This is a genomic window from Marinobacter sp., assembly GCF_046484525.1.
Classification (GTDB): Bacteria; Pseudomonadota; Gammaproteobacteria; order Pseudomonadales; family Oleiphilaceae; genus Marinobacter.
This window is the reverse complement of the sequence record NZ_JAWOIS010000038.1, coordinates 46,866-59,962: the sequence shown is the minus strand read 5'-3', so window position 1 is coordinate 59,962 and position 13,097 is coordinate 46,866. Positions and strand designations below refer to the sequence as shown.

At 59.4% G+C, this 13,097-nt stretch carries 12 protein-coding genes; 1 reads left to right on the top strand and 11 read right to left on the bottom strand.

Features of this window, described 5'->3' with window-relative positions:
* Window positions 1-190: 190 nt before the first annotated feature.
* Entirely contained in the window at window positions 191-1,864 is a 1,674-nt protein-coding gene (locus tag R6W86_RS08380; protein ID WP_410328909.1) for a long-chain fatty acid--CoA ligase, read from the bottom strand.
* 187 nt (window positions 1,865-2,051) lie between these two features.
* On the opposite strand from R6W86_RS08380, the gene R6W86_RS08375 reads away from it, so the two are divergent.
* Complete coding sequence (locus R6W86_RS08375; RefSeq protein WP_410328908.1) at window positions 2,052-2,537, top strand: MaoC/PaaZ C-terminal domain-containing protein; 486 nt, start codon at window positions 2,052-2,054, stop codon at window positions 2,535-2,537.
* A gap of 46 nt (window positions 2,538-2,583) precedes the next feature.
* Here R6W86_RS08375 and R6W86_RS08370 read toward each other — a convergent pair whose 3' ends face one another.
* From R6W86_RS08370 to R6W86_RS08325, 10 genes are all read right to left on the bottom strand, one after another.
* Window positions 2,584-3,618, bottom strand: coding sequence for an AgmX/PglI C-terminal domain-containing protein (locus R6W86_RS08370; protein ID WP_410328907.1), 1,035 nt, complete (start codon window positions 3,616-3,618; stop codon window positions 2,584-2,586).
* Window positions 3,611-4,099 (bottom strand): ExbD/TolR family protein, encoded by a 489-nt coding sequence (locus tag R6W86_RS08365; RefSeq protein WP_410328906.1) that lies wholly within the window; start codon window positions 4,097-4,099, stop codon window positions 3,611-3,613. The genes R6W86_RS08370 and R6W86_RS08365 overlap by 8 nt, the downstream gene beginning before the upstream one ends.
* A complete protein-coding gene (locus R6W86_RS08360) occupies window positions 4,096-4,626 on the bottom strand; it encodes an ExbD/TolR family protein (protein WP_410328905.1) in 531 nt (176 codons plus the stop codon). The genes R6W86_RS08365 and R6W86_RS08360 overlap by 4 nt, the downstream gene beginning before the upstream one ends.
* A gap of 43 nt (window positions 4,627-4,669) precedes the next feature.
* Entirely contained in the window at window positions 4,670-5,326 is a 657-nt protein-coding gene (locus tag R6W86_RS08355; protein WP_410328904.1) for a MotA/TolQ/ExbB proton channel family protein, read from the bottom strand.
* Between the two features lie 27 nt (window positions 5,327-5,353).
* Complete coding sequence (locus R6W86_RS08350) at window positions 5,354-5,683, bottom strand: hypothetical protein (RefSeq protein ID WP_410328903.1); 330 nt, start codon at window positions 5,681-5,683, stop codon at window positions 5,354-5,356.
* A complete protein-coding gene (locus R6W86_RS08345; RefSeq protein WP_410328902.1) occupies window positions 5,683-6,159 on the bottom strand; it encodes a tetratricopeptide repeat protein in 477 nt (158 codons plus the stop codon). The genes R6W86_RS08350 and R6W86_RS08345 overlap by 1 nt, the downstream gene beginning before the upstream one ends.
* Complete coding sequence (locus tag R6W86_RS08340) at window positions 6,152-8,959, bottom strand: tetratricopeptide repeat protein (RefSeq protein ID WP_410328901.1); 2,808 nt, start codon at window positions 8,957-8,959, stop codon at window positions 6,152-6,154. Before R6W86_RS08340 ends, R6W86_RS08345 begins: the two co-directional genes overlap by 8 nt.
* A complete protein-coding gene (locus tag R6W86_RS08335; protein ID WP_410328900.1) occupies window positions 8,956-10,605 on the bottom strand; it encodes a tetratricopeptide repeat protein in 1,650 nt (549 codons plus the stop codon). Before R6W86_RS08335 ends, R6W86_RS08340 begins: the two co-directional genes overlap by 4 nt.
* Window positions 10,606-11,026: 421 nt before the next feature.
* Entirely contained in the window at window positions 11,027-12,205 is a 1,179-nt protein-coding gene (locus R6W86_RS08330; protein ID WP_410328899.1) for a vWA domain-containing protein, read from the bottom strand.
* 22 nt (window positions 12,206-12,227) lie between these two features.
* Complete coding sequence (locus R6W86_RS08325; protein WP_410328898.1) at window positions 12,228-13,070, bottom strand: AAA family ATPase; 843 nt, start codon at window positions 13,068-13,070, stop codon at window positions 12,228-12,230.
* Between the last annotated feature and the right edge of the window lie 27 nt (window positions 13,071-13,097).

Below are 13,097 nucleotides of genomic sequence, written 5' to 3'. Positions count from 1 at the left end.
CTTGACGGCCGCCTGGGAATCGGGGCGCGGGGACGACGTTGCGGGACTGTCTGATGTGGTCTTTGGCATTGAAAAGAGGAACCGGTGTAAAGCCCAGTGGGGTTAATTCGAGCAGCACAGTCTAGCGGAAAGTCGCTGGCTTAAAAAAGGAAAACCCCGCCGGAGCGGGGTCTTCAGGGTACTAACGGGATTACTTGCTGGCTTCATCCCGCAGTTCGCGACGCAGGATCTTGCCCACGTTGGTCTTGGGCAGCTCGTCACGGAACTCAAAGTGCTTGGGCACCTTGTATGCGGTCAGGCGTTCACGACAGAACTCTTTCAGTTCGTTCTCGCTGACACCCTCGGCGGTCGGTACAAGATAGACCTTGACCGCCTCACCGCTCTTGGCATCCGGGATGCCGACAGCCGCACACTCAACCACTTTCGGATGGGCGCTAACCACATCTTCCACCTCGTTCGGGAACACGTTGAACCCGGACACGATGATCATGTCCTTCTTGCGGTCAACGATGCGGATGTAGCCGTCTTCCTGGATCAGGGCAATATCCCCGGTCTTCAGGAAACCGTCCTCGGTGAAGGACCTCTGGGTATCCTCCGGGCGCTGCCAGTAGCCGCGCATCACCTGGGGGCCTTTGACACACAGTTCGCCAGGTTCGCCAAGCGGAGTCTCGTTCCCGTCATCGTCGATGGTCTTGACGATAGTGGAGGGAATCGGCAGACCGATGGTACCGATCTGGATGGCGCTAAGGGGGTTGAAAGTGACCACCGGGGAGGTCTCGGTCATCCCGTAACCCTCGGAGATCTCGCAACCGGTCACCCGTTGCCACATCTTTGCGGTGTCGCTGGTCAGGGCCATACCGCCGGAGGATGTGAGCTTCAGGGAGCTGAAGTCCAGATCCTGGAAATCCTCGTTGTTGCACAGGGCGACGAAGAGGGTGTTCAAACCCAGGAAGGCGGTGAACTTGTGGTTCTTCAGTTCTTTCACAAAGCCCGGGATGTCCCGCGGATTCGGGATCAGGACATTGTGTGCACCAGCTTCCATCATGATGCCGCAGTTCAAGGTGAAGGAATAGATGTGGTACAGCGGCAGGGGCGCGATAACCACTTCCTTGCCCTCTTCCACGGTGTCCTCCATCATCGGACGCACCTGAAGCAGGTTGGCCACCAGGTTGCTGTGGGTCAACATGGCCCCTTTGGCCACACCGGTGGTGCCGCCAGTGTATTGCAGAACCGCGATATCGTCCTTCCTGGCCTCAACCGGGGTGAACTTTTCACGGGCGCCAGCACCCAGAACCGCCGGGAGCTTGTGGGCACCGGGAATGTTGAAGGCGGGCACCATCTTCTTGACGTGTTTGACCACCGCATTCATCAGGGTGCGCTTGATCGGCGAGTTCATGTCGCCAATTTCGGTAATGATGACATGCTCAATGCCGGTCTGGGGCACCACCTTTTCTGCGTTATCTGCCATATTGGCCAGCACCACCAGTGCCTTGGCGCCGGAGTCGTTGAACTGGTGTTCCATTTCCCGCTGGGTATAGAGCGGGTTGGTGTTGACAACAATCAGTCCGGCACGCATGGCGCCGAAAACCACCACAGGATACTGGGGAAGGTTCGGCAACTGGACAGCGATCCGGTCCCCGGGCTTAAGGTCAGTCTTGTTTTGCAGCCAGGCTGCGAAATTACGGCTTTGGGTGTCGAGGTCACGGTAAGTGAGAGTTGCGCCAACAGCACTGAATGCGGGGCGGTCCGCGTATTTCTTCACGGCCTGCTCGAACACATCCACCATGCTCTGGTATTTATTCAGGTCTACCTCGCGCGGCACGTCGGCGGGGTATTTGTCCTGATAAAACTGCTCAAAATCCATCACCATCTCCTGTTTGGCGCTTCTGATTGTAATGGTCGACTAATGTCTGACTGATTAAAAAATCAACCCGACAAAAGTATCAGCCAAAAAAAAGTGGAGAGAGAATAGCAGTTTTGTAATCGATGAGGTAGGTTTCAGGCATCACACCAAACAACTGTTTTGTTTTCAATAACGTGCGGAGCACACCATGAACGATACCCTGGATACGCTGGAAAACGTCACCTACGACGAACTCAATGAGGGCGATACCGCCACGTTCACCCGGACTCTCACCGAGGACGACCTGTACCTCTTCGCCGCGGTTTCCGGTGATGTGAATCCGGTACACCTGGACGCCGAATTTGCGGCCAATACCATGTTCAAGGAACGTATTGCCCACGGCATGTGGAGCGGCTCCCTGGTCTCGGCCGCACTGGCCACCGTAATGCCGGGCCCCGGAACCATCTACCTGGAACAGAACCTTGCCTTCAAACGGCCGATAAAGCTGGATGACACTATCACGGTGAAGCTGAAAGTACTGCGAAAGGAGCCAAAAAACCGGGTCGTTGTGGAGTGCGATGTGCGCAACCAGAACGACCAACAGGTGGTTGTCGGCGAAGCCAAAGTCATAGCTCCGAAAGACAAGGTGAAGCTGAACAAGCCGAACCTGCCCGAGATCACCATCGACCGCTAAAGGGGCACCATGCCCGCTGCGGCGAACCAAGGGTTCCTGCCGGGACTCAGCCAGGCAGGAAATCCACCGGAAACCGCACCTTGCGCCGCTCGACACTGTCGGCGCCGAAATTGAACATGCGCACGCGCATGGCGATACGCTGCTCCAGAGTCGGATTTTCCAGCTCCGAACTCACCACCTCGCAGGCCGACACCGACCCATCCGGCTCGATCACCAGCTCAAGCAGGACCTTGCCCTCCAAAGTCGGGTCCTGGCGTAACTCCCGCTTATACAGGGAGTAAAGGGCGGATTTCTGGGCATCGAACACCTTGCGGATGTTGCTCATGGCCCGTTCCCCCGCGGAGGGCTTCGCGGCAGCGTTACTGGTCCGGGCGACGGCTTGTTCCGCCGGTTCGGGCCTGGGCTCGACTTTCTTGACCTGGTGCCCTGCCACTGCGACCTCTGCTACCGGGTTTTCTCCGGCTTCGATGCCTCCGCTGCCCTTCAGAACTTCTGACGGGTCAGGTTCTGGTGATTCTGATTGGGGCTCCGATCCCACGTTGGCGGCCATAACCGCGGCCTGCACCGACGGGGATTCCCGGAGTGAAGCCAGCCGGTCCTTCATGGCCAGCAGGCCTGAGCGGGAGGCGGTCTCGCGGGCTTGCTCGACGGTTTGCTTTGCCGGGGTATTGGGCGGGGTCTGATGGACTTGTTCATCTGACCCCTTTTCCGTGTCTGCAACCTCGGGGGGTGAAGGTAAAGCTGGGGTCAGATGAAGGCTTTCATCAGACCCCTGTGATTTATCCGCAACCTCGGGCGGCGACTCCGGGGTCTGCTCCAACTCCGGGGTCTGAAGAACTTGTTCTTCTGACCCCTTCTTCACCTCCGGCGCCGCCACCAACCTGGCAAGCCTCGCCGGCACCTGCTCCACCTTCGTCCGCTCCCGTTCCGGCAGCTCCATGGTCGGAATCAACAGCGCCGGTGGTAAAAACACCAGCACCGTCAGGACCAGAATCCCTACAATCCGCTTGTGCTCACCCGGCGCCCGGGACCAGGGCAGGCGTGGGGTCTGCCAATCCTGCAGCACGGCAGCGTTAGCCATTGCGCACCTCCGGCTCCACTGCCAGTCTTACCTGGCGGAACTGCTGGTCAACGCAGGTCTGCATGATCCTGCGCAGCAAACGATAGTCGGTTTCCCGACCAGCCATGATAGTGATTGGCAGGCCCTGCTCCGGAATTTCCCGCAAGCGTTCACGGCGATAGGCCAGTTCCTCGGACAAGCCGGAGATGTGACGATCCCCGGTCTCGATGCCATCCAGCCGCGCCACTTCGCGGCCCTGCACCAGGATCGATCGACCGTTGACCTGAACGGTCAGGTTCTCCACTGCCTGCTGCTCGGCGCTGGAGACCGGCAGCGGCACGTCGGTGGAATTCTGCATCACCTTTACATCCGAGGAGTTCACCATCAGGAAGAACACCAGGATGGTGAAGATATCCATGAGCGACACCAGGTTCAGGCCACCGGCCTTGTGCATCCGGCCATAATGACGGCGCAGCCGCCGGGAACGATGGGAGCTTTTCATGCGCCCTCCCCGCCTGCAGGCGCCGCCAGATCAGCCAGCGCCCGATCCTCCGACGCGTCCATCAGGGAAATATCCGGAAACAACTCGCCGTCCACGACACTTGCGGCCACCACGGCGGGATAGGAGCGGACGGTATCCATGGTGGTGACCAGGGTCTGGTAGTCAATGTCAGGGCCGACTTCAAGAATGACATCGGTCTTGTCGGGAACCCTGGCCTTGATCCCCCGCAGCAGGTTTCTCAGGCCATCAAAATCCTGGGTGCCGTCGGTCGCGGGTAAGACCCGGAGCAGACCGCGCTCTGAATCGGCCACCTCGATGCCTCCGGGAATCAGGGTGACCACCAGGTCGAGTTGCTCCGACTCAAGCGGTTCGCCCTCTTGCATCCCGGGAAAATTCAGCTCGATCATGCGTACCTGGCTGAACACCATGCCGAGCAGCAGCACGGGTACGAGCACGATCATCAGGTTCAGGAACGCGGTGATATCAAGTTCCGGAGAACTCGTCATCCGACGATGTCGACGTCTCATGATCTATTCCCTCCGCAGTGCAGTTGCGGGACCGCGGCCGGCTTCACGCCGCCGCGCCGCTGGTGCCAGACGGTGCCGGCTCGGAGACCAGGTTCAACAGTTTGACTCCCGCCATCTCGAAGCTGTCCACGATTTCGTTGGTACGGGTCTGCAGCAGGGCGTGGAACATCAGCAGCGGAATGGCCGACATCAGGCCGAAAGCCGTGGTATTCATGGCAACGGAGATACTCTTGGAGAGCAGGCTGGCCTTCTGCGCCGGATCGGCGGCAGCTACCGCCGTGAAGGCAGAGATCAAACCGATAATGGTGCCTAACAGTCCCAGCAGGGTCGCAATGTTGGCCAGGGTGGCCAGGTACTGGGTGCGTTTTTCCAGCCTGGGCAGGACTTCCATCAGCCCTTCTTCCATGGCGTACTCGATATCCTCCCGGCGACTGTTGCTGACCAGGCGACCAAGGCCTGCCCCCATGATCGAGCCGATCGCGCTGTTGGAGTGGCTGGCGGCTTTCATCGCCCGCTGGTAATCCCGTTTCTGTAACAGCGGCAGGATGGCCTTCTCGAACGTGACACGGTTTTTTCGACCCACCGAGGCCAGAAAGATGAAGCGCTCAAGGGTGATTGCCAGCCCGAGAGCCAGTACCACCGCAATCGGGTACATGAAGGGGCCGCCTTCCTGAAAAAAACGAACGATTGTTTCCAGCATTGTTGTTCTCCCGTTTTTACTGCTCGGTTAAGGCTGAATGCCTTGTGGGTCCAGGGTCATGGGGTCCAGGGTGTTCTGGAACCCGCGATGGCGTTCCACCGCCATGGGATCCAGGGGCTGCTCCAGTTCCGGGGCCCGGTCTTCAAGTTCTGCCCGGGGCCTGCGAGGCAGGCTTGGCGGTTGCCAGGGCATAATGAAAAGAATTCGGGGTTCATCCTCGCCGGTGGTGGCGGATATACCGGCAATCTCCAGGGTTACACGCTCCGTCCCCGGCGTTGTGTTTTCCCCGGCGAGAGCATTGGCGGCGAGCGCAAACAGCAAGACCGCCGTTTTGGCCAGGTAGGCAATCCGGTTCATCACTGGAGCCTCCTTTCAAGATCCGCAATCCACCCGTCCACTTCAGCGTTTTCCTCACCCGCCAGCTCCTGGTAAGCGCGGTAGTGAGCCAGCGCCTTGTCCAGCTCCAGCAGATAGAGTTCCGAGATCACTGCCAGGTTGTAGTGCAACTGGGCTACCTCGGGCGATCTGGCCAAACCCCGCTCCAACAGATCCGCCGACTCGGCAAACCGGTTCTGTTCTTTCAGGGCCAGAGCCAGATTGTTCACCGACACAGGGTCTTCCGGGTTGAGGGCTACAGCCTGACGCCATGCCTCAACGGCTACCTCGGGATCACCCTGTTCCCATGCGCTCATGGCTCGTCTGGCATGCTCGGCGGCCAGTGCGGGATTGATTCCAGGTTCGGCGATTTCCGGCTCCACTGCCGGACCCGCACAGCCGGAGAGCCAGAGAACTCCAAGCAAACCCAACAACCGGTATAGGCGGAAATCAGACATCATCGCCCCCTTCGGTATTTGCTTCCGGGGTATTCCCGCTCATCCAACGCATTGAGCGTTCGTAGCGCCCCGGGTGCATCCGCGCCAGCGCCTCCAGGCTTCGACCGATCCAGTCGTCATAGCCGATCTCCGCAATGCGCCCATGGTTTTCGGCGTGCAGTTTCAGGGCCTTCTCCTCAAAGGGATAGGCCTCCTCCTCCAGGAGCATCCGGTACTGCATCGCTTCCATCTCGTTGAGCTCCGCCGGCACCTCCGAGGCCATCAGGTCCTGAGCCAGCTTGCGGTATAGCTCGGCACGACGGAAAAGGATTTCGGAAAGCACCGCTCCACCACCGAATCGCTCCGCCTGGGCAAACCGGGCCCGCGCGGCTTCAAGCGCACCTTTTTTTCGATCAAGGGACTCGGCAAGCGGATGGTTCAGAGGAATCTCATTGAAGGCCGCCGCCGCACGGGTGCCCAGAACGATGGCACTGGCGGCACTCCACTGCAGTGTCTCGGGTGAGTGCCAGTCACTGGCCAGTTCTGCCTCCACGATAGCGGCCCGAACCTTATCCGGATCACTGGCCGAAGCCATTACCCGCTGGCGCATGGTCTGGAGCTGGATGTAATCCTCGGCACTGGCCGGAACCGGCCCGGTGGCAAGGTACTCAGCGTAGAGCTTATCCCGTTGCCCGGTATCGCCCGCCTCGTGGTAAAGGGCTGCGGCGCGCAGTTTGTCCGGCCAGGGATCGGCCTGGCCAGAGGCCAGTGCGAGCAGCTCATCGGCCGCCCGGCCCGGCTGACCGGATTGGCTGTAGGCATACACCAGTTTCTCGCCAATACCCCGCGCCAGGTGATGGTCCGGGTAATTGCGCCGGAACCACTGCAACTCATTCACCGCCGGCTGCCACTCGGCCGCCTTCAACAGTGTGTTGGCGGCATCAAACCGGCCCCGAATGGCAATTTTCGCGTCCGGCAGGACCTGTCCCACCCGCCGGAAATGGGCCACGGCTTCTGCCACCTTGCCGGTTTCAGCCGCCCTCTCACCCTGGCGATAGATTGCAGTCGCCAGTTGTTTCAGGATCAGATTCCGATCATCTGGCGGCAGAACATAGGGTTCACTGGAATCAATCAGCCTCAGGGTCTGCCGCCAGGCCCGTTCCGCCAGGCCGAACTCTTTCCGGGCCTGGCGCACTCGCGCTGTGATCAGCCATGCCGCGTACCGCTGTTCGGTGGCGGCATCGCCGCGCTTCAGAACCGTACCGGCATAGGCTGCGGCCTGGCTATAGTTGCGGGCCTCCAGCCATCGGGACGCGAGGTCAGCCTGGGCACCGGGCACTCGCGCATCCGTCTCGAAGGCGGAGGCAAACTGGTCGATTTCGTTGGCCAATTCCTCCAATCCAGAGTCAGCCTCGCTTATCACCAGGTCCCGTTTCAAAATGACCGCCGCCCAGCCTGCGTCGGCTGCTTCACTGTAGTTACTGGTTTGGTAGGCTGCCGTCCTGAAGTTCTCCAGTGCCTCACCGTGCTGTCGGGCCTGGAGGTGCGCATCGCCCGCCAGACGCCACACCGGCCCGGCGTTCGCGGCCCTTGGTGCCAGCATCTTGTAATAACCCGCAGCCTCGGCAAATAGCGGGATGGACGCTTCAACCTCGCCTCTGTCTGAAAGCCCGGTTGCCGCCTCGTAGCTGGTATCGGCCAGCCAGCGGGCGTATTCGCGCCAGCGCGACTGCTCCCGCGGTTCCAGCCTTGCGAAAGCAGTGTCCGGGCGATAGGCGGCAACATACCCCGACCTGCCCTGGCGCACTTTGCCGTCGTCACCCGCCATCTGCCAGACCTCGACTACCTGTGCAAGGAAACGGGGGCTCGTGACGTGTTGCGGGTATCGACGATAAAAAGCCTCGTTTACGGCCACACTGGCTTCGTACTTCCCCGTAATCGCGTACAAATCCGCCAGCCGATCAAAGACCAACGGTTCCCAGGGGCGGACAGAGCCCGAGTCGAACCACAGACTCAGAGTGTCCAATCCCTGGGTGCGGGAGGCCATCAGTGCCAATACTCTCAAGGTATCGTCAATCGTCTCCACCGAGGATTCGGGTACCTGCCGGATACTTTCAGCAGTGGGCAAGAATCCGTCGAGGACAGTATGGAAAGTACCCGCGGCCCGATCCCACGTATGCTCCCCCTGCTTGAACTGGCTCCAGCCAAGCATGTATCGGGCCTTAGCTTTAAGAGCCTCGCCACCCTCGCCTTCCAGTAACGCGCGGTAGCCGGCTTCCGCTTCCACGAACTGCCCGTTGGCGAAGGCTGCCTCCGCGATACGGAACCTTGCTTCCGGCACCAGTGACGACGCCGGGTAAAGGGCAATCAGCTGTTTCAGGCGGTCAATGGATTCTCCGGCCTGACCGGTCAGCGCGTGAGCCCTGGCCATCTGGTAGAGCAGTTCATCAAGGCGCCCGGAAAAAGAACCTCGGGCAAAAATGGTCTCGTAGCTGCCCAGGACTTCCTCGTAGATTGCCGGCTCCTGCTCGGGCGAATAGCCCACTTCCTGGCCCGAGCGATCCCGGATATTGGTCAACCGATTCAGGGCATCCACACGGACTTCCGGCTCGTCGGAGTTTTCGAACAATCGCTGGTAACGGCGGGCCACTTCCGCGGGCGATATGGCAGGCAATGGCCGGCTTTCGAATTTCAGGAACACCGGGCGCATGTCGCCGATGGTTTTGCCATCGCGGCCCAGTTCCACGCGGAAGCTTTCCTGGGCTGCGACGGGCGCTGCGAGCACAAAGGCCAGGAACAGCAGTCGGGACGGCAAGTTCATTGGCCCCTCCCTCCCAGGCTTTCCAGGGCCAGATACTCATACAGGTGAGCAATCTGCTGCTCGGTCTTGTTCAGGGCGAAAACCATCCGCTGGTCCTGGTGATCAAGGAAGGCCAGCACCTGTTTGTCGAGCTCGTTCTCGGCGGTGTTTCGGAAATCCGCCAGGCGCTTGAGGAAACGATCATTCGACCGCTGGAGCTGAGCCACCTTGCTTGCCGCGGACTCCGGAGCCGAATCTGAAGCCGACTCCAAGGCGCTGGCAAACACCTCAAGATCGTGGGAATGAGTTGTCAGTCGTTTCTCCAGGGCAGCCAGCGCAGCAACCCGACCAACAACTTGCTGCGCCGCCGGCTGCTTCAGAAATTCCACCAAATAAGCTAATCTGGGCTGCTGCATGGAACGGCTATCAGCCAGGAACCATTCCAGATCGGAGGCTTTGGCATCGGCCACCAGGCTATCGTAGGCGCCCTCGTTGCGGACCTGTTCCCTGAGAGACCGCAACACAACCCTCTCGCTCTCGTAGGCAGCATTGGCCGCGAGATACGCTTCTCCGGCCTGACCGAGATAACCAGCAAGGTCATAGCCCCGCCCCATTCCAATCCAGGCTTCGGCAACGCCGGGATAGGCCAGCGGAAACTTCCGGGCCCGGTGCCAGCTCTGCATGGCGGACCGGTGATTGCCCCGTTCGGTCAGTGCCAGCCCGTGAAAGTAAAGTGCCTGCGGGGTGCTGGGGCTATCGAGTGAGACCGACTCAAGGAAGCCGATCGCCTTTTCGAATTCACCGTTGCGATAGGCAAGGTAACCCGCCCGTAGCAGAGCCTGATCATGCAGGTGGCGGCTGCGCTCGTTGCCACCCTCGGCCTTCGCCATGGCCATCGCCACTCTCAGGGCCACCAGTGCCCTGGAGGGATCGAGATCCTCTCTTGCGAAGTCACTGGCGAGGTTCAGGTATCCCGCTGCCGACCAATACCCCTCCGGCATGGCTGCGAGGACTTCTCCGGCCTTCTGGAGCCTGCCCGCCCTTCGGTGGCTCTCCGCCAGTTCGAACCAGGCTTCGCGATGCGCCTCGGCATGGGAGAACGGACTTTCGTGATCGGGAGTGTGGTTGACGTCCAGATCACTAAGTGCAATTTCTTCCTCGGAAATCTGCTTTTCGACAAAGGAGACCCGTGGTTCGAAATCCGGTGTACTGGCGCTCAGGTTCAGCCGAAGGGCAAGAGCCCTGGATCGCTTGTTAAACAGGTGGGTAGCCTCTCGCCGGACAAAATCTCCGTCCGCCGAACGGGCAGTAACGACCGCCTCCAGTTCGTGGTCGCCTTTCGCCAGGTGCCCAACATAAAGCTGATGTGCGCCATCTGCGTTCAGGGCGGATTGCTCGTCCAGGGCGTAAAGCTTCGAGGCAACCGGCCGGCCATCGACCAGCAGGTCAAGCGAATTCAGATTGAGGCCGCCGCCGGGATCAAGTGTCAGGAAAACTGCCAGCCGGGTACCAAGCGGTTGAAGTTGATTGCGCTCAAGGGCCTGGATGTTTGCGGAGTGTCGGCCAGCATCTTCCGTGAACTCGGCAATGTCGTCATCCAGGGCTGAGGCGGCGGTTCCGTTACAGAAAAACAGCACGGCCACCAGACTGATGAAGGCGTCGGTCAACCAGCTATCCTGTCGGCGTCCATGTGGTTTTTGTGAGCCGAACATACCTCTCCTGCCCCGTACAATTCCGGCAACATTCCGTTACAAACTGACAAGGAGCGTAACACCCGGTAACCGACAAGAACGGTATCCAGATCACCAAATCAAGAACAGGAAATGTCGGTTTTTTTGACAGAAACGAGGGGAAGAGCCGGTAATACGGTATCGAAAGACCGACCTGAAATTATTAACAAGTTGTTTTTAAGGATGTTTTTTTGTGATGGCCTGGCAGTTGCGTTAACTATGAGGGCGGGAGTGCCGGCCAGGTAAACCCGCTAAATATGCCGAGCTTTTGCCGATGCTCTCAACCGCATCGGCTTTTTTTATATTGGGGTCTGATGAAAGCTTTCATCTGACCCCATTTTCACGCCGGACCCCGGTTTCACTTGCTGAGCTGCCTCATCGCCGACTCAAGGCCGTCAATAGTCAGCGGATACATGTGATCGTTCACCAGCTGCCGGGTCATGCCAAGGGAACCCCCCGTTCCCCAGTAACTCTCCGGAAGCGGATTTAGCCAGACCACCTTGCGGAAGTGATCGGTCACGCGCTGGAACCAGGTGGCACCGGCTTCCTCGTTCCAGTGTTCGATGGAGCCGCCAGGGTGGGAGATTTCATAGGGCGCCATGGTGGCATCGCCGACAAAGATCACTTTATAGTCCGGCGTGTACTTGTGGAGGATATCCCAGGTGCTGGTGGTTTCGTTCATGCGCCGGACGTTGTTCTTCCACACGTTTTCATAAATGAAGTTGTGGAAGTAGAAATACTCCATGTGCTTGAACTCGAGCCGGGCCGCCGAGAACAGCTCTTCACAGACACGAATGTGCGGGTCCATGGATCCGCCCACGTCAAAGAAGATCAGTACCTTCACCGCATTGTGGCGCTCGGGCACCATCTTGAGGTCCAGGTAACCGGCGTTCCGCGCGGTGGAACGGATGGTATCGTCCATATCCAGCTGGTCTGCAGCGCCCTGACGAGCGAATTTACGCAATCGGCGCAGGGCCACCTTGATGTTGCGGATACCCAGGGTGATGCTGTCGTCCAGATCCCGGAATTCCCGCTTCTCCCAGACCTTGACCGCTCGCCCCTGGCGACCGTTCTTCTGGCCAATGCGGAAGCCTTCAGGGTTGTAGCCGTTGGCACCGAAGGGCGATGTGCCGCCGGTACCGATCCATTTGTTGCCCCCGGCGTGGCGCTCCTGCTGCTCTTCCATGCGCTTCTTGAAGGTTTCGATCAGCTCCTCCAGGCCACCCAGGGAGTCGATCTTCGCCTTTTCCTCATCGCTGAGGTGCTTCTCGAACTCTGCCCGGAGCCAATCGTCGGGAATCAGGGCTTCCAGCAGATCATCCAGGTTCTGGATGCCTTCAAAATAAGCCTGGAATGCACGATCGAACTTGTCGAAGTGGCGCTCGTCCTTCACCAGGCACAGGCGCGCCAGGTAATAGAACTCCTCCATGTCGGCGAAGGCCAGGCGATTCTGCAGGGCCTCCAGCAGATCGAGGAATTCGCGAAGGCTGGCGGAAACCTTGGCTCGCCGCACTTCGAGAAAGAAATCAATCAACATAAAGCGGAACTCTTGCCGGAAATCAGTTGCGGCGGCGTGCCATGAAAGCCAGCCTCTGCAACAGGTGCACGTCCTGCTCGTTCTTCACCAGGGCGCCATACAAAGGCGGCAACGCGGCTCCCGTATCCTTCTCCTGCAGAGCCTTGGCAGTCAGTTCATCGGCCATCAGCAGCTTCAGCCAGTCGATCAGCTCGGAGGTGGACGGCTTTTTCTTCAGGCCCGGCACCTTGCGCACATCGAAGAAGACTTCCAGGGCGTCCCGGACAATCTCCTGCTGCAGGTTCGGGAAGTGCACGTCCACGATATTCTGCATGGTGTCGTGGTCCGGAAAGCTGATGTAATGGAAGAAACAGCGGCGCAGGAAGGCATCCGGCAGTTCCTTCTCGTTGTTACTGGTGATGACCACGATCGGACGGTGCTTCGCCTTGACGAACTGCTGGGTCTCGTAAACGAAAAACTCCATGCGATCGAGCTCGAGCAACAGGTCATTCGGGAACTCGATATCGGCCTTGTCGATCTCGTCGATCAGCAATACCACCTGCTCCTCGGATTCGAAGGCGTCCCAGAGCTTGCCCTTGACGATGTAGTTACTGATGTCCTTGACCTTCTCATCGCCCAGCTGGGAATCACGGAGGCGGGAGACCGCGTCGTATTCATAGAGACCCTGTTGGGCCTTGGTGGTGGATTTGATATGCCAGGGAATCAGCCTCATGCCCAGGGCCGCTGCCATCTCTTCCGCCAGCAATGTCTTGCCGGTGCCGGGCTCGCCCTTGATCAGCAATGGTCTCTGGAGCCCAATCGCCGCATTGACGGCCATTTGCAGGTCATCGGTGGCTACATACTTCTCGGTACCGGTAAACTTCATGCTCTCGCTTCCTGTCGATTACTTTTC